Below are 25,911 nucleotides of genomic sequence, written 5' to 3'. Positions count from 1 at the left end.
TATGGACTATTCAATGAGATTTTTGAACCCCAATAACACTCCAATTCACTCATTTTTCAACATAGTCTATTCCTAAATATTCATTGAATAGTCATATATGTCGCATCCATGCGGCTCATACTGGCATTGTGATAAATTGTTTTTCGAAAGACAAATAATTCACTAAACTAAAAACTAGTATGAAACGACTATTACTATCAGCAATAGCAATATTGCTGGGGTCTACCATGATGTGGGCCCAATCCGTCAACATCAGCCAAGCTTCGGGTTGGTTGGAATCTGCCTATATCACATGGCAGCCTGTGGCCAACGCAGAGAGTTACAACGTGTACTATAGCGGTCAAGGGGTCAATGATCAGCAGATTGATTCACAGCTTATCCGTAGCTACGGATCATATTTTCGTGCAGATGTACTTGGGCTAAAAGCCGGATCGTATACACTCAAAGTTGCCCCGGTGATCAACGGTACTGAAGGGAACCCTAGTGTCAGTACTGCGGTCACAGTCATGGCACAGGACCGAACAGGCTTTGCCTTCCACAACGGGAGAGTGCCGGGAGCGTACAAAGCGGACGGTACACCAAAGAGCGGAGCGGTCATTCTCTACATCACAGAGAATACCAAAAACACCATTTCACTGGATGTGACAGGAGCCAACGAGAATCCTTGTGTAGGTTTGCAAAACATCCTGTTGGGCTACAAGAAGGGGCAGGAGACGCGCCCATTGATTGTGCGAATGGTAGGACAAATCACGGATTTTGAGGTGATGGACAAAGGAGACATCGTCATCGAAAACAAGAACAACGCTTCGAGCTATATCACCCTCGAAGGTGTAGGAGAGGATGCTACTGCAGACGGCTGGGGGATTCGTGTCAAGAATGCCTCGAACATCGAAATTCGCAATATTGGTACCATGAATTGCGATAGCAGTGAAGGAGACAACATCGGTCTACAACAAAACAACGATTATGTGTGGGTTCACCACTGTGACTTCTTCTATGGAGGGGCAGGTGGAGACTCTGACCAAGCCAAAGGAGATGGAGCCTTGGATTGCAAGAAGTCTAACTACGTCACTTTCTCTTACAACCACTTCTGGGATTCAGGAAAATCCAACCTGTTGGGATTGAGTGAAAGTGCCTCGGATGAGCTCTTGATTACCTATCACCACAACTGGTACGACCACTCAGATTCGAGACATCCTCGGGTGAGATACTACTCGGCACACGTGTACAACAACTACTACGATGGTATTGCCAAGTATGGTGTAGGTGCTACTGAGGGTTCTTCACTATTGGTAGAGGGCAACTACTTTCGAAATTGCAAATATCCGATTTTGACCTCTATGCAGGGATCCGATGTATTTGATGAGAGTGAAAATGAGAATGACTACAGCGACATGCCAACCTTTTCTAAAGAAGATGGAGGGAGCATCAAAGCCGTCAACAACTACATGACTGGTCAGAAGAGATTTGTGGCGTATGGAGATGCCAACTATGCCAATTCAACCGTGGATTTTGATGCGTATGTGGTCAACAGTGCAACGGACAACATGCCGAGCAGTGTTCGGTCTGTCTATGGTAGCAATACGCACGACAACTTCAATACATCTTCTGTCATGTACAGTTATACCGCACAATCACCGGCGGCCGCACGCAATACCGTCATGCAATACGCGGGGCGTATGAACGGTGGTGATTTTGACTGGACCTTTGACAATTCCGTGGATGATACATCGTATGATGTCAATACAAGTCTCAAAAATGCACTGACAAGCTACAGTACTCTTTTGAACTATGTGCAAGGAGAGGGCAGTGGTCCTATCGTGGATCCCGAAGACCCCGACCCAGAGGACCCAGATCCAAATGATCCCACGGACCCTGTCGATCCAGGAGATTACGACCACAGTTTCACTGCCTCGGGTACAAGTAGTTCCTTCTACAGTATCTCTGGCAACTTGTCTACTTCGAAGGGTACGGTTTCATATGGAGGAATGACCTTGACGCAATGTCTCAAAATCGAGTCGAGCACGTCTATTTCTTTCTCTACATCGGCAGAAGGTACTTTGACTCTGGTGTTCAATGACGGATGGAGTGGCAACTTCAAAGTCGATGGAGCCAATCAGAGTGTTTCGGGTGGGCTGCTCACAGTCACCTTGGGTGCAGGGTCACACACTTTGACCAAAGGGGATTCTGGCAACTTGTACTTCATGAGTCTAGACTTAGGTGATGGAGGAGAAGAGCCTACGACCTATACATTGACGACCAATGTCAACGGACAGGGCTCGGTAGACCCGAGCAGTGGTTCATTTGGTGCGGGTACTTCTGTGACTGTGACGGCCACTCCAGCGAGCGGATGGCAGTTTGACAGTTGGAGCGGCGGGTACACGGGGTCATCTGCGACCTTCGTCATGGATGACAACAAGACCATCACCGCCAACTTCTCAGCAATCGTGTCGGGTACGACGTATACCGTTTCTACTTCTACAGTGGGACAAGGGGCTGTCTCAGGCGCAGGCACCTATGCCGAAGGTAGCTCGGTGACTTTGAGTGCGACGGCCGCTAGTGGCTATACATTCAGTGGGTGGAGTGGTGCTGCCTCTGGCAACAGCAATCCACTCGTCTTGACTGTGGACAGTCACAAGAGCATCACGGCGACTTTCGAGGCAGAAGAAGTCGTCGTAGGGGATGGCTATTTCGTAGCGACGAATGGCAGTGACTCCAATTCGGGCACGTCTGTCTCCAGTCCGTTCAAGACCTTGCAGAAGGCTATCGAAGAGGTTTCTGCAGGCGACTATATCTATGTGCGTGGCGGGACTCACGTGATGACCGTACCGTCGGTCGTGATCACCAAAAATGGAACGGCTAGCGCCAACATTCATGTATTTGCTTACGGCAATGAAGTGCCAGTATTGAGTTTTGATGACGTAGAAGTGTCATCGAGCCGTGGGATTGTTCAGGAAGGCGACTACTGGCACTGGAAAGGCATCACTATCGAAAAAGCAGGGGACAACGGGATGTTGCTATCCGGCAACAACAACACCATCGAGAAGTGTATATTCCGCAAAAACCACGATACAGGTTTGCAGTTGAGTAGATATTACACCGATGCGGATGAGATCAGCGAATGGCCATCCAACAACCTGATCGTCGATTGTGAGGCTTTTGATAACGCAGACAGTGATAGCGAAGATGCAGATGGTTTTGCCGCCAAATTGACCAGTGGGACAGGCAATATCTTCCGTAGATGTGTCGCTCATCACAACATCGATGACGGTTGGGATTTATATACTAAATCAGACACGGGCCCCATCGGTATAGTGATTTTCGAAGACTGTATAGCCCACAACAACGGCGTATTGACGGATGGAAACACCTCCGGTGGTGGTGACAAAAACGGGTTCAAACTAGGTTCATCTGCACACAACATCAATCACGAGTTGAGAAGGTGTATTGCCTACAGCAATGGCAAACATGGGTTCACCGACAATGGGAACGTGGGGAACATCAAGTTCTACAACTTGACGTCATATGACAATGGAGACTACAATTTTCACACACGTGACAATGCAAGCCATACATTCATCAACTGTATCTCTTTTGATGGGTCGAGCACGGATCGTATCGTCGGCAATGCGTCTGCGTCATGCAATGCCTTGACGGAAGACGAGATCGATTGGAACCTGACCGCTTCTGCGTCTGATTTCGTGACGATGACACCAGGTCCAGATGCTAACCCTACGTCAAATGGATTCTTGAATTTGAAAGCCACTAGCCCCTTGGTCAATGCCGGCTGTTCGGCATCAGGAGTTTCTGGTAACGGTACTTTGGATCTGGGAGCTATCGAATACGGCGACCAACCTCCTGTGAGTTATACATTGACTACCACCATCAACGGATCAGGTAGCGTGAATCCAAGCAACGGTACCTATGCGGCAGGTACTACAGTCACCATGACTGCTACCCCAGCGGCCGGATGGCAGTTCGACAACTGGAGCGGTGGATCGACAGTCAATCCTGCGACTGTCGTGATGGATGCCAACAAAAACATCACCGCCAATTTCTCCGAACTGCCTGTCACCTGTGAGGTTGTGCCATTGACCTCTTATGTGCAAATCAACGGAGGGACTTGGACCGAAACCACTGGAGTTGCCTTGACTGCAGGAGATGATGTCAAGTTCGGGCCGCAACCTTCTACAGGAGGGACCTGGAGCTGGACAGGGCCAAATGGCTTCACTGCGGATTGGAGAGAAGTGACTTTGACGGGTGTACAACCGAGCCAAGCAGGCAACTATGTAGCGGCGTTTTCTGACGCATGTGGCACCTACTATCTCACGGTCAATGTGACCGTACAACCTACTTCTGGAGGCAATGAAGTCACCATTCAAGAAGGTACATTGGGATTCTGTGGGGTAGATGGCTCTGTGGACAGCAACAATGCGGGCTACACGGGAGATGGCTTTGCCAATACGACCAACGCTTTGGGCGAAGGAGTAGACTACAAAATCAATGCTTCGGCAGGCTCAGCGACGCTATCCGTACAGTATGCCAGTGCTACCGACCGTCCAGCCAATGTCCTGGTCAACGGTACCGCTGTGGCTGTACTGAATATGCCAGCCACAGGGGCATGGACGACATGGTCATCAGTATCTACAAGCATCAACTTGTCCAACGGCATCAACGAAATCCGACTAGAAGCAACGAGCGCTAGTGGATTGGGCAACATCGACTACATCACTGTATCTGGTGACGGTGTAGCAGCTGCAGACTGCAACGCGGTGGTTGTCCCTAACTCGTACACTTTGACAACTACGGTCAATGGCTCAGGCACAGTATCAGGTGCAGGTGTGTATGCAGAAGGGACTGCTGTGACGGTCACGGCGACTCCTGCCAGTGGCTGGGTATTCGATAGCTGGAGTGGTGGATACACGGGTACCACGGCTACTGTCGTGATGGATGCCGACAAGAACGTGACGGCCACATTCGTGGAAATAGCTGTAGAGGCGCCAGGCGATGAGATTCACAACTTTACTGAGTCAGGAATGAGTAGTGATTTCTTTAGCATCACGGGCAACCTCTCCACTTCTAAGGGGACAGTGTATTATGAGGGGCTCACCCTGACGCAATGCCTCAAAATCGAGTCCAGCACGTCGATTGCTTTCGAGACCGAAGCGGCAGCTACATTGACCTTAGTTTTCAACGACAGCTTCCAAGACGAGATCAAAGTCAACGGTACCAGCCATGGAGTCACTTCTGGGGTGTTGAGTTTGGCACTACCTGCGGGTACTTACGAACTGACCAAGGACGATACGGGCAACCTCTATTACATGAGCGTATCGTATGATGTCTCGTCGGCACGTACTCTAGGGATCGATGATCTGGAGGAGCAACGCCCCACGCTTGCTGTCTATCCTAATCCTGCTGTAGAGCAACTGACGATCGCTTCTTCGGATGAGATACAGGAGGTGCAAATCTATAGTTTGACGGGAGTCTTGGTTCACCGCGTCAGTGAGCACTTCGAAGGGGTAGATGTGAGTCATTTACAACGTGGACATTATTTGGTCCGTGTGTACACCACACAAGGGACATATACTCATGCTGTGATCAAACAATAACCCCTATACCACGGCAAGTCATGCCGGCATTTTGTAAAAGGCGATCCGAAAGGGTCGCCTTTTTTTGTTGCGTACATGTCTTTTGGGGTGGTATTCGTTTTGCACAATGTGTGTATTGGTTTCTACAGTGGTGGGGCTGGTGTCACGGCCATACAGTGGATTTGAGGCGGTCAGGGAGGATTTTGTATGTTGGTATAGTTATTTCAACCCTAGAGGTAGATACATCAAAACAATCAAACCATGAAACATTTGAATCAAACGAGTAGCAGAACCAAGAGAGGGGCTTTGTGTGGGCTCATGTGCGTATCCCTAGTGGTGCTCAGCTGTCAATCCCCCAACAAAGAGCAACGCGACCTACAGAGCAAGGATCAAATAGTGACGAAAGAGCATGTGGAAGTCTTGGAGTCACCCGCGGCACCCACACAGGCCCAAGCCATCCTCTACAGTGCGAGTGGTAGCGAAGTAGAGGGGGAGGTGCTTTTTGTTCAGACGGGTGCGCGCACGGTCGAAATGCAGGTCAAGGTGAGCAACCTTAGCCCAGGCAAACACGCACTCCATCTGCACGAAAATGGGGACTGTAGCGCCACAGATGCCCAATCAGCAGGGGGGCATTGGAACCCGACAGATAGCCCTCACGGTCAGCGCGGGAGCGATGTCTTTCATCAAGGGGATGTCGCGAATCTAGTTGCCAACGCACAAGGTCAAGCGGCACTGACGCTGAGCATACAAGGCTGGACCATCGGTGGCGCAGACCGGAGCAATATCGTAGACCGAGCCGTGATCCTCCATGCAGGGGCAGATGATTTTTCCTCACAACCCTCTGGTGCAGCGGGAGAGCGGGTGGCCTGTGGTGTCGTAGTAGCCCAGCCTATGGAGTAGGTGTCTTGTGCAGGGTGGTTTTCGACTGATCGCTGTATATTTCTTCAATTGCATGTTGTGACATATATTTATTCCTGTAGTTATTTGTTAGCTTTAAAGCAAACAAAAACTATTACCATGAATACGAGAAATACATTGATGATGACTATCCTCTCGGCAGCCATTCTGACTGCTTGTGGAGGAAAGAAAAGTACGACAGAAGAAGCCACTACCGATGCGGTGGCCTCTGAGGCCAAGGCCATGACATACACCGTGGATCAAAGTGCCTCTACAGTGAATTGGTCTGGCGAAGTAGCAGGCGTATATGGCCACAACGGCTTGATCGGTATCGCTGAAGGTACAGTGAGCACTGTTGGGGATTCGATCGTAGGAGGTACAGTGGTCATCGACATGACCACCATTCAGCCTTTGGATTCGGCTTCTTATTCGGAAGAGCACCCTGCCTCTGACTTGGTGGCGCATTTGTCTACCGAGGACTTCTTCATGGTCGAAGAAAACCCGACCTCTACCTTCGTGATCAAATCGCACAGTGGCAACACCTTGACAGGTGATTTGACTGTGAGAGGGATCACCAAAGAAGAAACAGCCACCATCACTTCTTTGACAGCTACTCCAGAAGGATTGACCGCTTCGGCTGACTTGGTATTTGACCGTCAGGACTATGAGGTGAGCTGGGTACACTATATGGAAGACATGATTTTGTCAGATGACATCACGATCAAGTTGGATATCGTAGCGAAACCCTGATACAGGAAGCAAGCACACAAAAAAACCGGTCATTGGCCGGTTTTTTTGTGTGCAATAGCGTCCAGGTGGGGAAATCACACCTGAGGTAAAGCACTGTCAAATCACAGCGAATCGTATAGGGTCTGAATGGTGATTATGTGCAAGCAATCCTCTAATCTTGTACCCTGAATGGAAGAAATATGAACAAAGCATTGTTGGCCCTAGCGATAGGAGGGTTTGGGATTGGAATGACCGAATTTGTGATGATGGGGATCTTGCCAGATGTGGCCACAGCCTTGGACTTGACGATTCCCGAAGCGGGACATTTTATAGCGGCATATGCCCTCGGGGTGGTGGTAGGCGCTCCGTTGTTTTCGGCAATAGGAGGGCGCTGGCCTTCGCATGTGGTGCTGATGCTCCTCATGATTTGGTTTACGGTATTCAATACGCTGTCTGCCTTTTCGGAGAGCTACGCGGTACTGCTGGTCACGCGCTTTTTGTCAGGGATGCCTCATGGGGCCTTTTTTGGAATTGGCGCTGTGGTGGCAGGACAAGTGTGCAAGCCGGGCAAGTCTGCACGAGCCATTGCCATGATGTTTGGCGGTCTCACAGTGGCCAATGTCATCGGTGTACCCATCGGCACCTACCTCGGGCATCATTTCCATTGGAGTCTTGCTTTCATGATTACGGGAGGTGTAGGCTTGTTGGCTTTGGCCAGTATCAAAGCCTGGATGCCACCGTTGCCCAAGTCCTCTGCTGCGGGTTTTGCGCAGGATATCAAGCTGTTTCGAAACCCCGAACTATGGGCAGTGATCATGCTCACCACAGTAGGGACTGGAGGACTATTTGCCTGGTATAGCTACATCGCACCCCTGATTACCGAAGTGGCAGGTCACCCAGATCATGTAGTGAGCTATGCCATGACCTTGGCAGGTTTGGGTATGGTACTTGGCAACATACTAGGAGCCAAGATGATCGATTACCTGTCGCCGATTCACTCGGTGATCGTGAGCTTCGCCACGATGGCTCTGCTCTTGGTGATCAATACCTTCCTGGCACATGATCCTACCTGGGTACTGGTGATGACTTTTGTGATTGGTGTAGTGGCTTTCACAGTGGGGACTCCCATCCAGATGGTGATGATCAATACCGCCAAAGGTTCAGAAATCCTAGGCTCCTCGCTCAACCAAAGCGCATTCAATATGGGCAATGCCAGTGGTGCCTACTTTGCAGGCTTACCCATTGCTTTGGGCTATGGATTGACCTCTGCCGATCTCGTCGGTGCTGCGATGGCCAGTTCGGGCGTATTGATCGCATGGGGTGTGATTCTGATCCGAAACCAACGAAAGGGTCAATCGAGTATATTGTAAAATGTCGGCCTCCAGTACCAACGGATGAGTCCGTAAATAGAGGAATCCAAATCAATATTCGACATGGCGCATTGGATATTCATGCTTTCCATTGTGTATACATTGGTTCAAAGACTCATAGTAGGTGGTTGTTTAGCAAAAAAGTAATGATGAATGTCGAACCATGACTGTTGAATTTCGAAGTGATCTTGGATCAATGCCCCAGAAATACGGCGTGATCCGTAAGGGCCAATAGGATTTGTCAATAGCCTATAAAAAGAAAAGCTGCTCATCCCGTCCGGATCAGCAGCTTAAGCATGATTATGAAAGACTAAATTACTATTCTATTTCAGTGGAGCTTTTCAGCTCTGTGATTGATTACTCGCTTGTTGTTTTCATCAATTACAAGACAAGGATAGAGGCTTTTGCTCACGTCTTCAAGTGAGTTTCGGTGAACTGCAGAATTTGCTAGGTGAACTTCAGGATAAGATCGGAGAAGAGATATCTTGCGATGAACAAATGTATGGGGTGTTTTAACTGCCCTTTGTAATACTTTGTACTCATTGGTTGTGATTGGCTAACGAATTGGTATTTTTAACAGCTTATCCTATTCTCATCATTTCCCTGCCAGGGTTGTGATTGGCTAACAGATTGGTATTTTTAACAGCATGTCAGTAGTCAAACTATCATGCACTTGAGTTGTGATTGGCTAACGAATTGGTATTTTTAACAGCGCTCCGTACTATTCGGGTCCAACCACGCGGGTTGTGATTGGCTAACGAATTGGTATTTTTAACAGCTGCAAGTCGTTCCATTGTGAGGCATCTAAAGTTGTGATTGGCTAACGAATTGGTATTTTTAACAGCAGGGCTCGATTTCTAGCACTTGCTTGAGCTGTTGTGATTGGCTAACGAATTGGTATTTTTAACAGCATAGGTTCACGGATGATTTTGCACATCTGAGTTGTGATTGGCTAACGAATTGGTATTTTTAACAGCATCATGCTCAAGCTAGGAGCGTATGACCGGTTGTGATTGGCTAACGAATTGGTATTTTTAACAGCGGGCGATCAAGACGATAACATGCTGTGGCGGTTGTGATTGGCTAACGAATTGGTATTTTTAACAGCCGTTCACATTCAGTTCCAATTGCTTGACGGTTGTGATTGGCTAACGAATTGGTATTTTTAACAGCAGGTAGAAATGCTATTCTTCCACTCTTGGGTTGTGATTGGCTAACGAATTGGTATTTTTAACAGCTAAGAGAATAAGAATACATCAAGAGAGAAAGTTGTGATTGGCTAACGAATTGGTATTTTTAACAGCGCAGTGAGCAGTTTAAGGAAACCCCGTCAGTTGTGATTGGCTAACGAATTGGTATTTTTAACAGCCACGACCTTGAAGTACAACAAAGCAGCACAGTTGTGATTGGCTAACGAATTGGTATTTTTAACAGCTGTCCATTCGGCTCTTCTGTTGCTGCGACAGTTGTGATTGGCTAACGAATTGGTATTTTTAACAGCAAAAAAGAATAATGACATGATCACAGAGCAGTTGTGATTGGCTAACGAATTGGTATTTTTAACAGCCCCCGCGACTGAACTTCGTCTGCGATCGCTGTTGTGATTGGCTAACGAATTGGTATTTTTAACAGCGCAAAGACTGATCAAGGCTTATGTGATCAAGTTGTGATTGGCTAACGAATTGGTATTTTTAACAGCTGGAAAGAGTTCTTTTTGTCGTTTCTTATGGTTGTGATTGGCTAACGAATTGGTATTTTTAACAGCCTGAACCAAATATGACATCGCATTTTCATAGTTGTGATTGGCTAACGAATTGGTATTTTTAACAGCAGGTACACAGGATCACATCCAGTCTCTGGTGTTGTGATTGGCTAACGAATTGGTATTTTTAACAGCGGAGTTTCCATGTATTGATACTGTATCATTGTTGTGATTGGCTAACGAATTGGTATTTTTAACAGCTCTTATTGAGCTGCTCAGCATCTATAATGAGTTGTGATTGGCTAACGAATTGGTATTTTTAACAGCACCGTCAGACTTGGCATCTAGGGCTGGACAGTTGTGATTGGCTAACGAATTGGTATTTTTAACAGCATCATGCTCAAGCTAGGAGCGTATGACCGGTTGTGATTGGCTAACGAATTGGTATTTTTAACAGCGATCTTAGAAGCGAATGACAACTTGCATAGTTGTGATTGGCTAACGAATTGGTATTTTTAACAGCTTTTCTTCTTTCATGACTACCTGATGGTAGGTTGTGATTGGCTAACGAATTGGTATTTTTAACAGCCAAAATAGAGGTGAAAATCACTGAGAATCTGTTGTGATTGGCTAACGAATTGGTATTTTTAACAGCTTGAGATGTGGGTAAAAAACCCCGAGTGCGGTTGTGATTGGCTAACGAATTGGTATTTTTAACAGCTTTTCATACCCGAGAAATACTTAGCTATTAGTTGTGATTGGCTAACGAATTGGTATTTTTAACAGCGGAGTTGATAATTTCTTCTAGCATGGTTTCGTTGTGATTGGCTAACGAATTGGTATTTTTAACAGCTGGAATAGCCGAGGGTGCGAATGGTCAACAGTTGTGATTGGCTAACGAATTGGTATTTTTAACAGCCTGTTGCAGGGACTACTAAGACATTTCCATGTTGTGATTGGCTAACGAATTGGTATTTTTAACAGCCTGTTGCAGGGACTACTAACACGTTGCCGTGTTGTGATTGGCTAACGAATTGGTATTTTTAACAGCGATACAATTGAATCCATGGCCGCTTACCCGGTTGTGATTGGCTAACGAATTGGTATTTTTAACAGCTTCCATCTACTTCATATAGATCTTCTACCTGTTGTGATTGGCTAACGAATTGGTATTTTTAACAGCACAGGTAGTCGTAACTATCTGTGCTGTTGTGTTTTAAGGGGAGTTGGGTGGTGAAAAAATGCTATATAAACCCGACAGGTTTTCAAAAGTCTGTCGGGTTTTTTATTGATTTGTGTCCCTTGTTCTCGTTCGCAGCGAGGACAAGGGATCAATCCGTGCCGAAGTTGTCTGCCGAATTTAGGGAGGTATTGCCCTCCCTATTTGATCGATTGATTCAGGCTATGGTCAAAATAGGGACAGCTGCTGCGGTACAGCAGGCAATTCCTTTTCCTTTTTGCCAAAGTAGAGTTCCATATTACCGAATTGTTTGTCGGTGATCACCATGATGCCCACATAGCCATCGGGAGGCAGGTTCATCTTGACACGTTTGATATGTACTGCTGCGTTTTCTCTACTGGGGCAGTGGCGCAGGTAGATCGAAAACTGAAACATCCTAAATCCATCTTTCAACAACTTTTTTCGGAAGTTGGCCGCATTGCGTCTGTCCTTTTTGGTATCGGTCGGGAGATCAAAAAACACCATTACCCACATGATTCTGTATTGGTTTAGGCGATGGGTTTGCATCTCTCGGGGAGTTTGAGCTTGTCTCGTTTGCCCATCAGGCAGTCCGCCAGGCTGGCAGTCGTGTATTGCATGGCGATCATGAGTGGGCGTCTTTCTTTGCCCAGCATCACATCGATGGCGGGGAGTTGGAGCAGGTGTTTTTTGAGATCGGGAGAGAGGTCATAGATGTCTATGTCCTCCATGTCCATGATGGAGAGGACGAGTTCGTCGACGAAGGGGCGGTAGGGCTCCATGATGTCATCGGCGAGGCAGTAGGCGTTGTAGCGGTTGTGGTGGTGGATCCCAAAAGTCGGGAGCAGCCCCGAACCGACGAGGGATCGTGCGGTGATGGCGCGCAGGATGGCATAGCCGTAGTTGAGCATGTTGTTGGGCTCGTCCTCGTAGCGTCCACGCTTGAAGTCATCGGTGTGCGCGGCGAAGAGGTGCTTCCAGTAGTAGGCCGCCGCTCGTGCTTCGTAGTTGTCTGGGTCACCAGAGCGTACCTTGCCCGCCCAGCGGAGCATGTTGTCATGGTCGTAGCAGATGGCTTCTAGTAGAGCAGCTTGGTTTTTGATTTTGGAGGAGATGACCTGCTGCCAGAGACGTTTTTTGGTAGGTTCGGTGGCGGTCGTCTGTGCAGCGAAGCGTTCGGACTGGAGGGTGTGTCCGGCGAGGTTGAGATGGAGTCCAGTGGGGAGGTGGCGGTCGTCGCAGCTGATGAGTGCGACGTTGTTTTCCATCAGGCGATGCATCAGTCCCTGGGAGATCGTGATGCCATAGTGATCGAGTATCGCTACGCCGATGTCTTCGATGGGGATGGTCACGTTGTCTTTTTCCCCTTCGGGAAACCGTATGATTAGCTGCTGGTCTTTGGTGCTGAGGTAGGCGGGATTGCCAAAGTATAGGGTTCGTTTGATCATGGGTTTAGGGTGTTTTGGTTCTACTTTCTCTAACTTTTCCAAAGTTTGAAACTTTGGAAAAGTTCAAGCTGAGCTACTTCATTCAATCCCTGTGAGATGGGGAGGGTGTTTATGACAGTATTCAAAGTTTTCTAGATTATCGAAATGGGCGATGACTTCTTCTCTTAGGATACCTGTTGGGGAATTGGATACAATCGCCTGGTAAGAAGAGAATTTCCAATCTTCCATATTGATCACCAATTGCGCCTGCACTGGATTATAATGGATGTAGTGTATCAATTTTTTCAAGTAGACTTCATCATCAACTTTTTTCCTTTTGTAGTTTTTCATGAACAGGCTGCCTTTTCTATTTAGTTGTTTATTTAAAGCTTGCGTGTAAGAGCTGAATAGGTTGGAAAATTGCTTGCTTAGATGTGGAGTTAACTTTTCCAAAGTCTCAAACTTTGGAAAAGTTTGAGACAGTTCATTTTGTCCCTTAATTTTCAATAGAAAATGAAAGTGATTAGACATCAGACAATAACAAAGAGTGTCGGCAATAGGAGAGATGTGTTTTTTGTATTGCCTGAGAAAGTAACGATAGTTTTCGTCTGAGCGGAAGAGGTTTTCGCTTCCGTTGGCGTGATTGTAGACATGGTAGTAGGTTTCGGGTTGCATGGTGTTGGTTGTGGTTTTGGGGTGAACTTTTCCAAAGTTTCAAACTTTGGAAAAGTTGATGTTTAAGATTTAGTGTATCAATCATTCACCACTTTGCTCGCAGAGAGGTATCCGTTGTGAAAACTGGCGTTGGCACGTTTGTACCGCTTGAGTACTCGGTCGAGTTTTTCTATACATTCCTTGCCTTGATCAAAGAGAGACTCTAGGCTTTGGGTGGCTTGTCGACTGGCTACTTGATAGGCGCGAGGTTTGCCGCGTGAAGTGAGAAATTGATCCAAATCGAGTTTGACATCTTCTATTTGTTCGGCAGTGAGTCCATAGTCAGTCATGTCGTTTAGGTTTGATTCGAGCAGGCTAATGACCTGCTTTACCTTGGTTTCGAAGTTTTCGTAGGGGAGTGCGATATAGTCTGTTTTGGAGTTGTGGGCCTGTGAGACCAGTTCGGCATTGCCGACATCTTCTCCATAGGCCTCCAACAGGTCGTCTAGATAATCCATCTTCTCTGCGATGGTTTTTTTGAAACCCATGACCGACTTGCCGATGTACACTTGGGCATCAGCCTGATCGGCAGCCATCTGTTTGATTGCCAACAGCGTGGTGTTGAGTTGGTTTTTGTAGTTGCCAATGATAGGGATGGCGTTCCATACAGCTGCCTGTTTTTCTAGGTAGTCGTTGGTGGTTTGGAACATTTCAAGGTGATTAATTTGTCTTTGATTCATGACTTTTGTTTTAGTTAAAAAAAATGACAACCAATTTTTCTCATTTTGCCTGTATGGTCTTATCATTTTTTGGATGCAAATAGTCGTTTTTTAGAAGTCAGGAGGCCTTTTTCTCTTGCAAGGGGTTGTTTTTTGATTGAAAGCGTTCATTTTTTGGATGTAAGTGGTTGTTTGTCGATTGCACAGGGTCGTTTGTTGCTCGTCAGTACTTGTTTTTTGTCTGTAGATAGTTGTTTTCCTGTTGTCAGTACTTGTTTTTTGGGCTGTAGGGGTTGTTTTGCTTGAAACTGTTTTTTTGTTTGGTACTGATTTATCTCTTAGACCTGAGAGGTTTCTAAAACCTCTCAGGTCTGGCTTGTTCGTGGTTATTCTTATTCTCCGATTTTGATGATTTGAACAGTACATTAGAATAGGAATTCGATTTGACCATCGATTTGAATATTGAAATCAATTCCTTCTATGGCAAAATTCCAATTTCCTTTACTTATTCTATAAAGTGGAGTATAGGAGCCAAAATTCAATGCAGATGCTTCAGGGTATTGCTTTTTGGCTACCGTCAAATCACCAGCGAGTAAGTGATGTCTTAGCTTGATTCTACCATCTGCTTCAAATTCGTAGGCCGTATATAATCGTTGAGACAATTGTTTTACATTAAGTTCTTGAAGTTCTTGTTTATGATTTTTGTATAGCAAGAATTTATCTCCTGACTTAAGAATCTTTCTCAAAGGCAAAGTCCCCTTTTTGGTCTCTTTTGACTGGTATAATGGAAGGGTGTATAGCTCTTGCGAATTTGTTAAATTTAGTTTTGATAATTCTAATAGACTGATGATCTCTATGGACTTATCAATTTTTCCTTTTGATTCCCCTTCGTAGTAAAGGCAATAAGCATTCATTTTATTCTTTGAATATGTGGTATTTTTATATGATTTATTTGATGCGTAAGTGTGCTCATGAATAGGCAGAGCAGAAGTGTGTTTCAGGGCATTAAAAAAGCACCTCACATGCCTAATTTTATTTACTGGATTGCTTTGTCTATCTGTCATCCATATTCCTTTTTCGAGTGCTTCTCTGAAAGGGGTGCTACCTATTTGCTTCTTGATTTTTTCAAAAAGAACTTTGTCAACCATTACTTTACCGAGTTCGTCCAAAGTTTTAAAACCATCATCATCAGGATTGACTTTGTATTTTAAGTTGCGCTTGATGACCATTTTGATCTCATCCTCTAGCTTCATATGACCATTCTTGTCAAATTGGACTTTACCATCTTCATCCTTTAATGGTTGTTTGATGGCACCATAGAATGACTCAGAGTGTAATTGTCCTCTGATCGTGTCGCCTGTTGACCACTTCGATCGGCCCTTCTCATCTCTAACTATACGGCCTCTTTTTCTCACTCTTTTGTATGTCTGTGTGAGTGTGCGGTCATCGACTAGATTATTAGCGAGTACTTCATCTTCTATATCAATGATATATGATGCTTTGAAATTATTCCATCCAATTGGGCTTGTATGATATGTGCGGTATTCTTCTTTGGCTAGATTGTATTGTTCTAAAACCTTTTCTCTGTGGAAAGCATTAGGTATCAAGGTTAAAATAGCTGCATCTTGTGCATGGTGAGCGTGTTTATTTCGGTCTTTCTTTTCGTCTAACAGGACTTTGTATATGTATTTGAAATCATTGACAACACTACCTTTTTGTACGGTTACGTTTCTAAATACTGTTTTCAAATAGGGCAGGGCGTATTTGGTCATTGTTTGCGTATCTCTGAGCTGACTATTTCTCCACTGTGGCTTGTACTCTTCAATGGTGAACGATTCGTATTTTTTCTTCCAGTAGTCGAGATCAAATTTGATCAAGTGGCGATCCTGAATAGCCATATCCTTTTTTCCTTTGTCTACTAAGGTTTTGGTATCTCTCAGTTTATTCTTTAGGTCCCTTTCTAATTTTTCGACTTTCTCTTTCATAAATTCAATTCTTTGCAGAATGTCTTCATGGTTTTCAAGTTGAGATGGGAGCCGTTTTTTCTTCACGTTTCGGTTAAATGTGGTATTGGCAATTGTTAGGTTTTTAAGCTCAGAATCAAAGCTCATGCTAGCAGGGACTGTGTGTTCAAAGTCATATTTATTCCCGTCGAGAATATCACATAGGTGGATAGTAGCTCCTGTATAGAGACACTGTTTATTCTGTTCGTTCCAGAGCCGTATTTTATTGAGGAGTTTTTTGTCATTTGGATCAAAAGTGGTTCCGCATTCTTGGTTGATCTCTTCGATTTGTGCTGCATATTTTTTGTTCTCGCGTTCTCTCTGATTTTGATATCTCCGAATGGCAGCTCGCATATTGTTGTCGTTCAGCTCTCGCGCTATTTCGATGACTACTTTAGTGTCTTCGTCTATTTGATCTGTTTGTAGTAAATAATTGATCAGTTGTTTGAGACGATACAAGGTTTTTAATGCCATTGGGTTTTTGAATCCTTGACTGATGGGTTCTGGGTTACCCAAAAGTTTGAGTGCTATCAATTCATTTTCTGCATTTGGATTATTTGAAGTGAATTTTTCTATTTGATCCTCTTCAATAAACAGTATTTTGCCATGTAGGCTGAATTTGTGGTGCAATTTGGCATTGCTGTATTTTTCTTGTTCTGAGGGGTGCCAGAGATGTTTTATGTTTTCATCCGGTATGTCATATTTCTCTTGTAGTGCATTGAACAATTCTTGGTGAAACCGTGGAGCAGGTAGGAATATGTCTTTTTTGTCTGTGATGCGTTTTTGTAGAAAACTCTTAAAATGATCGGCAACATAGCTGCTGTATTGCTCTTTCATTTTTTTATCTAAATCTGTCCATGTCTTGACTCCAAAATTATTTGAAAGTTTGTCTTCAATTAATTGGTGTTCTTCTGGATCCAATTCGCGGTTGTTGTCGATAAAATAACGATTGTCATCGTTCATGTGTTCTTTGATTAATCCATTGACTGTTTGATTCAATGTTTTAGTATTACTTACCCTTTCATTGATAAGAGATACCTCATCAATAAAGAATTGGATAAGGTCAGCTGATACGGAGTTACTACCTAAAACTTTTGGCATATTGGCGAGATATACTGCGCTACTGTATGGGATGCCTTGCTTGAGGTATGGAAGGATTCTCTTGACAGCCGAGAGACTCAATGTGGCATGACCACCATTCAACCTGATTTCAGAGAATCGAATCGCGCTTTTTTGATCTAAGTTTAGTTTGTTGGTAGCGAATTCGATCAGTTTTTCTTTATCGTCAAATGTGTTAAGTACATGCCAAATATCTTCAATAGTATATTCAGGTTTTACTTGTTTGGTTTGCTGTGAAGGTCTATCGTGTATGCTCGTTTCGAATTTTAAGACACCCTTCCAGTCTGAACCAAATAGTTGTTCGAAATCATAGAAGTTACTAAGTGAAACTACTTTAGTCTTCTGTTGCTTGGTTGAAGCATATTTTGAGTCCATGCGTCCACCGTCTTTTTCTATCTGTTTCACAATGTGAGTGATTTCAAAATCTGATTTTCTTATGAATAGGGGATAGATGTTATTTTTGAGGTATGTAGATTGGTCTAATCCTGCTGGGGCAATTATTTTTAGATTATTTATAAGTACCCAAGTCTTAAATTCTTGGTAAAGAGGGTGACTTAAGCTGACTCTTCTTTTATTTTTCTCATAGGTACATAATCCTACCGATCCTTTTTGCGTCCTGAGAGGTCTTTGCCAAATGATGGATTTCCAGAGTTTCTTTTGGTCAGATTCATTGATCCCATGAACGCGACATATTTCCGCTAGCTCATTTTCATAATCTTTTCTAAGGTTGTAACGTTGACGAATTCGTGTGGTGACCCCTTTGTCTTTTTGGTAGTAATACAGCGCAGCACCTAGTGATTTGTGTGTATCAATGTAAGATGCGATTTCATCACGACCAGCTGTACCTGTCTTTTTAGAACCAGTCAGCATCGTTTTCGCTTCTTCTTCGTCTCTTCCTTTGAATCCTCTTCTTTGTACTAGTTGATATAGGACACGACCAAGAATGTGAGGATTTGAATCAAAAACATCCTTAAACTGCTCGTCGATGGCTAGAGCTCGAAATGCATAATAGCTGTCGTATTTGTCTTTGTTCAAAAGATGAAAATCAGGTTTACCATCTCCGTCAAAATCAAATCTGAGCCAGTTAATGAATTTGATAGACTGTGGATATTGCCTTTTCTCCCCTTTTCTGTATTTTCTCCACTGATCTAGTTCATCCATGGATAGAGGACACATATCGCGTTCGATCAAATATTGTAGGAGTTGGTGTTTACGATACTTTTCTGCTTGATAGTTTCGTCTTTTACCTCTACTTTCCGTACGTTTTTGAACTTTAGGGAATTCGTTTCCTTTGTCAGAGGCTACTCCTTTGTCGAATAGTAAAACACCTTTGTTTATGATTTGATTTTCGAGTCGTTGATTTTCTTCTCTAATAGCCCAACCTATTGAATTAGTACCCAAATCAATTCCAATTGTTCTTTTCATATATCAATTATTTACTCTACTTTAGTCAATACCAATTTGTTAACATATCACAATAAGGCTATAAGCCGAAGATTTTTCTTAGCCCTGCGTACTCCGTGGGGCTTTTTTTATACCCCAACTCTCCAAGCATTTCTGCTTGATTTGTCCAATAATTGATTTTCTCGAGATGTGCTGTGATCCGTGCTGAATGGATCGGACAGTTAAACTAATGCTAAAAGTGGTAAATCAAAAATAATAATGCATCAGCCGGAGTGCTGACCAATTTCATCGAGACTTTACTGCGGTCTGGGCTATCTTTCTATATTTGCGACTTTGACGCATTTGTATGAAACCACGCTTTAGGAAATTGTTTTTGAATCTCTCGCTACTGATCGTGGTAGTGGTGGGTTCGTTGTTGGGATTTGTGATGGTATCGGTGCAGGAGGCCCGTACAGAGCTGGCCAAGGAAGCGATCCAGCAACTTTCTGAACGTTCGTTGGAGCACTTTACGGCATTTTATACACCGATCGAGCACATCGCGGCTGTGCTCAAAGATTGGGGCAAGGAGGAGATATTGTTGATCGACGAGCCCAAGCGGCTCAGTGCACAGCTGATCCCGCTGCTGCGGGAGAATCCAGCGCTCTCCGGTCTCTCGATTGCCGACCAACACGGCTACTCCTACTATGTGTATCAGGAGCAGAATTCATGGGTGTTTCGCTACCATCTCATCGATCAAAACGAGTTCAAGTGGATACGTCTCGATAGTGCAGGGCAGGAAGTCGATACTTGGCAAGATACGCTCTCATACGATCCGCGTACACGCCTGTGGTTCGAAGAGGGACTCAAGCACTTGCATCGCAAGAAGCCGATCTGGACGGAGGCCTATTCTTTTCATCATACACAGCGGTGGGGAGTGAGTGGTGTGGTCAGTTGGACCGATAGCGAAGGAGATACAGTAGTCGCCGCGGTGGATATTCCTTTGCAGGAGTTGTTTACGACGATCTCCAAATTTGGCGAAAACCAAAAGTCCGAAGTCTTCTTGTTCAATGACCAAGAAGAGGTTTTTGATCCGGAGCGTGCTCCACAGTTTTTCGTGGCGAGCAGCGAACTGGATGAGTATTTTCAAAAGGTGTTGGGCGCATGGAATGACTCTATTGACTACCAAAGTCAGTCCTTTGATTGGTCTGGGTCCAAGTATTGGGTAGGGCTTCAGCCTTTGCACATCACACAGCATAGCATCTGGCTGGCCTCTTTTTCCAAAGAGGACAACTTCTTTTCGGTATTGGAGAGTAATTTTCCGACCGTAGGATCGGTCTCTGCTTTGATCATCTTGCTGGGTATCATGGGAGCCTATGCGCTGGTGTACCGGGCTCGTCCGAAGAATCGAACCATCGAATTGGACATGCAAAATTTCGAAGCAAGTGCCAAGGCTTTCATCGCCAAAGGGGAAGGGTCGCAAATAGAGTTTAAAAGTACAGTGCGAATGAACCTGCACTCCAATAACCCAGGCAAAGAAATCGAATTGGCTTGGCTCAAAGGCGTGGTGGCATTTCTCAATAGCCAAGGCGGAGTGTTGTTTATGGGAGTCAACGATGAGGGAGAGGTGATCGGTTTGTCAGCGGATAGATTCCCCAGTGTGGACAAATGTTTGCTGCATGTCAAGAACCTGATCAAAGAGCACATTGGACCGAGTTACTTCCAATTTATTGATTTTGGCATGAAACCTATCGATGGGCAGGAGGTGGTCTATGTGCAGGTGCGACCTGCGAGTGCAGCGGCCTATTTGAAACCCAAGGTGGGAGAAGAGGTATTTTACATTCGAAGTGGTCCTGCGAGCGAAAAACTTCCTGTCAGTAAGGTCGTGGAGTATTTGCGTCGACGCAAAATGGTGAAACTCTGATCTGACCAAATCCAAATTAAAAACCTTGTCTCACTTGCTAATTGGGGTGTACTGATTCATTTTTGCGGCAATGCAGCACGTCAAACATATATTGATCTATTTGCTGGCGCTCAATACGCTCGCCAGTACGTTGGCTGTGCCGCTGATCTATATGGATTTTGGGATGCGTCGGGACTACATCGCTGAGGTGCTGTGTATCAACAGAGACAAGCCCATGCTCCACTGTGATGGCAAATGCTACCTCGCCAAAAAACTGCAAGCAGCGCAAGAACAACAAGAGCAGGAGAACGAAACAATCAACATCAAGTCTGCACCTTTCTTCTTTAGTCAGGCGCAGGAGACGATTGCTTTTGACAAGCCTATCGATCTCATCCAAAACATGTATCAGGTGCTGCCTAGCATCTTGAATTATACGGCTTATCTACAGCAGGTTTTTACACCACCTCGGGGTTGAATTGATTATTTATTGTTTGTGGGAAGGATTGTTAGATTGATTATCACGGCTGACGGTTCTAGTTTGGTTTTTGGTCACACTGCATGGTCTGTGTGTCACAGGCGAAGGGCTTGAACTACAGTTATTGTCTAAAGTCTAACATCTAGATCTAATGTCTTGTTTCTTAAAGTCTAGGCTCTAGCATCGTCCCACCCGAGTCATTGGGCTCAATGAAATTATCAATACATTTAATCAATTCGAAATAATGAAATATTACAATATAGTGATTGCACTGGCTGCAATTGTATTTTTTAGTGCGTGTGACAATGAGGACGAAGGTAGCGAAATGGACATGCCTGGTACGGTGACGCTGATGTTTGACAATGTAGCAGGAGATGAGGATCTTAGCTTCGAAGCGGACGCCTCGACCCACTACAACTTGACCAATGCACTGGGTCAAGAATTCAATGTAGGTTTGCTCGGGTATTATATCTCAGAGATCAAGCTGACAGGCATGGAAGGTACGGAAGATTACATAGATGAAGTCGTGTATAGTGCAGAAGAGCCGCTTGGTTTTTACCTTGTAGAAGAGACGGTTGATGGTATCTCTGGCAACATGATCATGCTCAAGGATGTACCTGTAGGGCACTACACGGGGGTGACTTTTACTCTCGGTGTGAGCATGGACTACCTCTCAGAGGGTGCTCAAGGTGGTGCACTAAGTGAGGCCAATGGATACGTGTGGAGCTGGAACTCTGGCTACATCGGATACAAGCTCGAAGGTGCTGCAGCACATGGGGCAGTAAGTGAGCATCACGGCAGACAAAGTGAAGCTGCATCTCTTGCTTACCACCTAGGCGGTGAAGGGGAGGATTTTAGCAACATCAAAACCATCACGTTGGACATGGATACACACGTCATGATCAGCAGTGCGTCTGCTTCTGAAGTGACGATCACCTCTGATGTGTTGAAAGCCCTGACGGGAGAGACAGACATTGACTTCACGACCTTGTCTAGTGCTCATGCACCAGCTGCCAGCCAACCGATCGGAAACAACCTGATGAGTGCTTTTGCCGTGACTACTGTCGAGAACGACGCGGAAGCAACACACGCACACTAATCACAAAGGAATGAAAAAAGCAGTTTATACGCTTTTGGTATCCACTATCGTCCTCTTCAGCCAGTGTGCTGAAGAGGACAATGGTGCTACGACGGGTACCGTAGAGATCAAATTTGACAATGTCGTGGGAGACATACAGGCAGGACTACTGGCTAATCCAGGCAATGAGGATTACCCCTATACCAATGCGCTCGGTCAGGCTTACAATTTGACACTGGTCAAATACATCGTCAGTGAGATCGTCTTGGAAGGATCCGATGGGGCACATTATGCTGTCCCACTATCTATCTCAGGAGATGATGTCATGGGGTACTACTTGATTGATGAATCGAATCTGAGCAGTCAGACCTTGACTGTAGATCAGATCACACCAGGGGTGTACGATCAGATATCATTCAAGATAGGGATCGAAGAAGAAGGGGTAGATCAAGGGGCCAGTATCATTTTGGATGGCATGTTTTGGGCATGGAGCTCAGGATACATCGGGATGAAAATCGAAGGACAGTCCTCCGCTTCGGCAGGAGAGGCTTTTGGTGATACGATAGAAGAGACCAATCCGCATGGGTTTGGCTACCACATCGGTGGATGGAAGTCCCCCAACAACGTGAGAGAGATAACCCTAGCGATGGATGAGATACTGATCACGCCAGATTACAAACCAGAGATTCATCTGGTCATTGACATAGCGGAGTTCATCGATGGGGGCTTGGCGTTTGATTTTTCGAAGCGCAACAGTATCCATGATGCCGTGACAGGAGCAGATTATGCAGACAACATCTCCGAGATGTTTCGTTTTGATCACGTACACAACAACCCCTTGTGATGAGTAAGAAGTTGGTGTTGTTTTTGGGAGTGCTAGGGCTATTGATGGCTTGTGACGGAGATAAAGGAGAGCTTCCTTTTGGCTTTGTACAGCCGGAGCATTTTCCAGCAGCGACATATACATTGGACAACAACCCGATATCAAAGGAGGGATTCGAACTCGGTAAGTTCATCTTCAACGATCCTCTTTTGTCAAGAGACAGTACGGTATCTTGTGCTTCGTGCCACGACCAGAGAGTGGCATTCGCTGATCCTCAGCATAGACTCAGCATCGGGATCGATGCACAGGTCGGAGCACGCAATGCACCGCCTATTTTCAATTTGGCCTTCGTCAATGAGTTCTTTTGGGATGGGGGAGTGACCCATGTGGATTTCATCCCGCTCAATCCGATTGCCAATCCCGTGGAGATGGATCAGGATATAGCAGTTGTCATTGAGAAAATGCAGGCCAGTGCCTTGTATCAGCAGAAGTTTGCTACAGCATTCGGTGAGGGGACAGAGATCAACAGTGCACGCATGCTGCACGCACTCTCGCAGTTTATGGTGATGATGGTATCGGCGAACTCTAGTTATGATCGGTATCTCCTGGAAGGTGAAGTGCTCAGTGCTTCTGCGCTGCGTGGATTAGCACTTTTTGAGGACAACTGTGCGGCTTGCCACGAAGGCAATCTATTCACAGATCGCAATTTTCGCAACAACGGGCTAGACGCTGAAGTCACGGATGTCGGGCGCTACTTGATCACCCAACAAGACGAAGATTTGGCCAAATTCAAAGTGCCGAGCCTACGCAATGTTGCACTGACAGCTCCCTATATGCATGACGGACGATTCGAGACATTGGAAGCGGTACTGGAGCACTACAATAGTGGAGTGCAACCGTCTGCCACGCTGGACCCATTGCTACAATCAGCGGGCGTTTTGGGTATACCGCTCAGCGAACAGCAGCAGGCGGATATTGTAGCATTTTTGGAAACCCTGACCGATGAAGAGTTCGTGTCTAACCCTTTATTTTTTGCACCATGAGAAAGCTAAGCATTGTACTTTTCCTGTCCTTCATAGTGTCCAGCGCATGGGCGTGTGATATCTGTGGGTGCCAATTGGGCGGGTATTCGTTTGGGATTTTGGCTCAAAATCCGACACACTTTATTGGGGTTCGCTACAACCAAGCGCAGTTTAGGGCTTATATAGACAATGAGACGCTGCCTGATGAGTATTCGCATGACACATACAACATGCTGGAGCTTATGGGACGCTATGTGATTGGCAAGCGCTGGCAGGTATCCGGGATCATACCCTACAGTTTCAACGAGATGGATGGCAACAGTCAGCAAGTGAGCGTGTCTGGGATTGGTGATCCGGTTTTATTGAGTTATTTCAACGTGTTGAATACGAGTACAGAAGCCTTTAGAAACCTCAATCATTCCTTGATTCTTGGTGCAGGACTTAAATTCCCTTTGGGAAAATTCGATGAAGAAGACAATGACGAGATAATCAACCGAAATTTCCAATTGGGAACAGGTAGTTTGGATTATCTCCTGTCGGGAATATATACCATCAAATACAAGAGTTTTGGACTCAACATCGAATCAACGTACAAGATGAATACGACCAATAAGCTTGATTATCATTTTGGGAATCAATTCAATAGCGCATCCAAGTTCTATTATGCATTCATTCAGCCCAACTATAGCTTGTTGCCCTATGTAGGGGTGACCTACGAGCAGTCAGAGATGCATACCGACGAGGGGTTCAAGCAAGTCAATACGGGGGGGCATGCATGGATGGGCAATGTGGGACTCCAGGCTTTTGTAGGACCAGTGATGCTGATGGGGACATACAATTTTGTGCTGTCGCAAGCTTACAATACGGACTCAAGAAGTACGATCGAGTCACAGGATCGTTTCCAGTTGGGAGTGATCTTTAACATTCGTTCCAAAGTGGGGGGGATGGAGATGGATCTCTAGACTGTCTTTCGGATTAGAAGTGAGGTTCTTCGCCGTTCATTTCTGTGAGTTCGCAGAGGGCATTGCCAAACGCCAACTTGCATTGGATCATCAGCGGGACGTTGCGCCCATCAGCAGATAGCCACGCATTGACGGGTCTACCGTAGGTGTATTCTGTATCTGCAGGTAAGTAGATCTGGGTCAAATAGGTGTCGACTTTTTGATCGTTGTATTTGATTTTCTCTTTGCCTTTGTAGATGAGAGAGACAGGGTAGACCTTCTTCTTGTAATGAGTCATGACTGTGACCGTATCACCGATGGTGTGCTTGGTCCAGTCTACGGCCATGAAATAAACGAAAGTACTCACGATATCGTAGCTGTCTGGCGTCATGTTGACTGTCCAGTTTCTGTCTGATTTTTCACCGCGTTTGGTTCTTTTGGCCTTGACAGTGATTTCCTTTTTTTCATAATCAAAAGTGTTCCATTGATCCCAAAAACCATTTTTGATTGTCACGTGCTTTTCGGATAGGTAGGGGTGTAGGTTGCTGCTGTTGATGATAGACATGTAGTTGTCGTCCATCTCTGTAAAAAAGGCCGCCATGCCGTCTGTGTAAGCATATGCCTTGACTACATGATGGTATTGGTTGTTGATGAGCATAGTGTTTTCTTCAAAAAACATGTCTCCACCGCCCAAATTGAACCAGCCGACTTTGAATTTGTATCGGAGATTCTGAACCTTCATTTTGGTGAGCGTATCGTCCGTGCCACTAGATTGTGCCAAGGTAGAACCTCCAAAAATGAAGAGTGCCAAGAGAAGTGATGGAATGAGATTTCGTTTCATGCTGCCATTAATTATTGTCCCAAGAATAATCAAATTGTTTCG

General features: G+C 45.4%; 16 protein-coding genes and 1 CRISPR repeat array. Of the genes, 10 read left to right on the top strand and 6 right to left on the bottom strand.

Going from position 1 to position 25,911, the window contains the following annotated elements; all coding sequences use genetic code 11:
* Positions 1-179 precede the first annotated feature (179 nt).
* The 4 genes from BFP72_RS19325 to BFP72_RS08095 all read left to right on the top strand — a co-directional run bounded on the left by BFP72_RS19325 (position 180) and on the right by BFP72_RS08095 (position 8,584).
* A complete protein-coding gene (locus BFP72_RS19325; RefSeq protein WP_099598657.1) occupies positions 180-5,609 on the top strand; it encodes a T9SS type A sorting domain-containing protein in 5,430 nt (1,809 codons plus the stop codon).
* 240 nt (positions 5,610-5,849) lie between these two features.
* Positions 5,850-6,488: a superoxide dismutase family protein gene (locus BFP72_RS08105; RefSeq protein ID WP_099598656.1), complete on the top strand. Its 639-nt coding sequence runs from the start codon at positions 5,850-5,852 to the stop codon at positions 6,486-6,488.
* A gap of 117 nt (positions 6,489-6,605) precedes the next feature.
* Positions 6,606-7,235, top strand: coding sequence for a YceI family protein (locus BFP72_RS08100; protein WP_099598655.1), 630 nt, complete (start codon positions 6,606-6,608; stop codon positions 7,233-7,235).
* A 179-nt stretch (positions 7,236-7,414) separates the two neighbouring features.
* Positions 7,415-8,584, top strand: coding sequence for an MFS transporter (locus BFP72_RS08095; protein ID WP_099598654.1), 1,170 nt, complete (start codon positions 7,415-7,417; stop codon positions 8,582-8,584).
* 545 nt (positions 8,585-9,129) lie between these two features.
* A CRISPR array of direct repeats spans positions 9,130-11,469; the repeat unit is 36 nt; unit sequence GTTGTGATTGGCTAACGAATTGGTATTTTTAACAGC.
* Between the two features lie 225 nt (positions 11,470-11,694).
* Here BFP72_RS08095 and cas2 read toward each other — a convergent pair.
* The 5 genes from cas2 to cas9 all read right to left on the bottom strand — a co-directional run bounded on the left by cas2 (position 11,695) and on the right by cas9 (position 18,831).
* Complete coding sequence (gene cas2, locus BFP72_RS08090) at positions 11,695-12,033, bottom strand: CRISPR-associated endonuclease Cas2 (RefSeq protein WP_099598653.1); 339 nt, start codon at positions 12,031-12,033, stop codon at positions 11,695-11,697.
* Positions 12,015-12,974, bottom strand: coding sequence for a type II CRISPR-associated endonuclease Cas1 (cas1, locus tag BFP72_RS08085; protein ID WP_255397175.1), 960 nt, complete (start codon positions 12,972-12,974; stop codon positions 12,015-12,017). Before cas1 ends, cas2 begins: the two co-directional genes overlap by 19 nt.
* 36 nt (positions 12,975-13,010) lie before the next feature.
* The gene (locus BFP72_RS19445) at positions 13,011-13,364 is read right to left on the bottom strand and encodes a transposase (RefSeq protein WP_369824021.1); all 354 of its coding nucleotides are present in this window, start codon (positions 13,362-13,364) and stop codon (positions 13,011-13,013) included.
* Between the two features lie 299 nt (positions 13,365-13,663).
* On the bottom strand, positions 13,664-14,305 hold the full coding sequence (locus BFP72_RS08075) for a hypothetical protein (RefSeq protein ID WP_099598651.1): 642 nt from the start codon (positions 14,303-14,305) through the stop codon (positions 13,664-13,666).
* Between the two features lie 404 nt (positions 14,306-14,709).
* Positions 14,710-18,831, bottom strand: a complete 4,122-nt coding sequence (cas9, locus tag BFP72_RS08070) for a type II CRISPR RNA-guided endonuclease Cas9 (protein WP_099598650.1) — start codon at positions 18,829-18,831, stop codon at positions 14,710-14,712.
* A 325-nt stretch (positions 18,832-19,156) separates the two neighbouring features.
* On the opposite strand from cas9, the gene BFP72_RS08065 reads away from it, so the two are divergent.
* The 6 genes from BFP72_RS08065 to BFP72_RS08040 all read left to right on the top strand — a co-directional run bounded on the left by BFP72_RS08065 (position 19,157) and on the right by BFP72_RS08040 (position 25,049).
* Entirely contained in the window at positions 19,157-20,710 is a 1,554-nt protein-coding gene (locus BFP72_RS08065; RefSeq protein WP_099598649.1) for an RNA-binding domain-containing protein, read from the top strand.
* Between the two features lie 70 nt (positions 20,711-20,780).
* Positions 20,781-21,164 carry a hypothetical protein gene (locus BFP72_RS08060; RefSeq protein ID WP_099598648.1) on the top strand — a complete coding sequence of 128 codons (384 nt, stop codon included), beginning with the start codon at positions 20,781-20,783 and terminating at the stop codon, positions 21,162-21,164.
* A 244-nt stretch (positions 21,165-21,408) separates the two neighbouring features.
* Positions 21,409-22,263, top strand: coding sequence for an MbnP family protein (locus BFP72_RS08055; protein ID WP_099598647.1), 855 nt, complete (start codon positions 21,409-21,411; stop codon positions 22,261-22,263).
* 10 nt (positions 22,264-22,273) lie between these two features.
* Positions 22,274-23,086: an MbnP family protein gene (locus tag BFP72_RS08050; RefSeq protein WP_099598646.1), complete on the top strand. Its 813-nt coding sequence runs from the start codon at positions 22,274-22,276 to the stop codon at positions 23,084-23,086.
* On the top strand, positions 23,086-24,108 hold the full coding sequence (locus tag BFP72_RS08045) for a cytochrome-c peroxidase (RefSeq protein WP_099598645.1): 1,023 nt from the start codon (positions 23,086-23,088) through the stop codon (positions 24,106-24,108). The genes BFP72_RS08050 and BFP72_RS08045 overlap by 1 nt, the downstream gene beginning before the upstream one ends.
* Positions 24,105-25,049 (top strand): hypothetical protein, encoded by a 945-nt coding sequence (locus BFP72_RS08040; RefSeq protein WP_099598644.1) that lies wholly within the window; start codon positions 24,105-24,107, stop codon positions 25,047-25,049. The genes BFP72_RS08045 and BFP72_RS08040 overlap by 4 nt, the downstream gene beginning before the upstream one ends.
* Before the next feature lie 13 nt (positions 25,050-25,062).
* Here the strand turns inward: BFP72_RS08040 and BFP72_RS08035 are convergent, their stop codons facing one another.
* Positions 25,063-25,869, bottom strand: a complete 807-nt coding sequence (locus BFP72_RS08035) for a DUF3108 domain-containing protein (RefSeq protein ID WP_099598643.1) — start codon at positions 25,867-25,869, stop codon at positions 25,063-25,065.
* Positions 25,870-25,911: the final 42 nt, after the last annotated feature.

This window comes from Reichenbachiella sp. 5M10 (assembly GCF_002742335.1).
Classification (GTDB): domain Bacteria; phylum Bacteroidota; class Bacteroidia; order Cytophagales; family Cyclobacteriaceae; genus Reichenbachiella.
This window is presented reverse-complemented; position numbering and strand designations above follow the sequence as displayed.

Coding starts and splice junctions, on each gene's coding strand:
- BFP72_RS19325 (WP_099598657.1), top strand. CDS start 180: ATGAAACGACTATTACTATCAGCAATAGCAATATTGCTGGGGTCTACC.
- BFP72_RS08105 (WP_099598656.1), top strand. CDS start 5,850: ATGAAACATTTGAATCAAACGAGTAGCAGAACCAAGAGAGGGGCTTTG.
- BFP72_RS08100 (WP_099598655.1), top strand. CDS start 6,606: ATGAATACGAGAAATACATTGATGATGACTATCCTCTCGGCAGCCATT.
- BFP72_RS08095 (WP_099598654.1), top strand. CDS start 7,415: ATGAACAAAGCATTGTTGGCCCTAGCGATAGGAGGGTTTGGGATTGGA.
- cas2 (WP_099598653.1), bottom strand. CDS start 12,033: ATGCAAACCCATCGCCTAAACCAATACAGAATCATGTGGGTAATGGTG.
- BFP72_RS08075 (WP_099598651.1), bottom strand. CDS start 14,305: ATGAATCAAAGACAAATTAATCACCTTGAAATGTTCCAAACCACCAAC.
- cas9 (WP_099598650.1), bottom strand. CDS start 18,831: ATGAAAAGAACAATTGGAATTGATTTGGGTACTAATTCAATAGGTTGG.
- BFP72_RS08065 (WP_099598649.1), top strand. CDS start 19,157: ATGAAACCACGCTTTAGGAAATTGTTTTTGAATCTCTCGCTACTGATC.
- BFP72_RS08060 (WP_099598648.1), top strand. CDS start 20,781: ATGCAGCACGTCAAACATATATTGATCTATTTGCTGGCGCTCAATACG.
- BFP72_RS08055 (WP_099598647.1), top strand. CDS start 21,409: ATGAAATATTACAATATAGTGATTGCACTGGCTGCAATTGTATTTTTT.
- BFP72_RS08050 (WP_099598646.1), top strand. CDS start 22,274: ATGAAAAAAGCAGTTTATACGCTTTTGGTATCCACTATCGTCCTCTTC.
- BFP72_RS08045 (WP_099598645.1), top strand. CDS start 23,086: ATGAGTAAGAAGTTGGTGTTGTTTTTGGGAGTGCTAGGGCTATTGATG.
- BFP72_RS08040 (WP_099598644.1), top strand. CDS start 24,105: ATGAGAAAGCTAAGCATTGTACTTTTCCTGTCCTTCATAGTGTCCAGC.
- BFP72_RS08035 (WP_099598643.1), bottom strand. CDS start 25,869: ATGAAACGAAATCTCATTCCATCACTTCTCTTGGCACTCTTCATTTTT.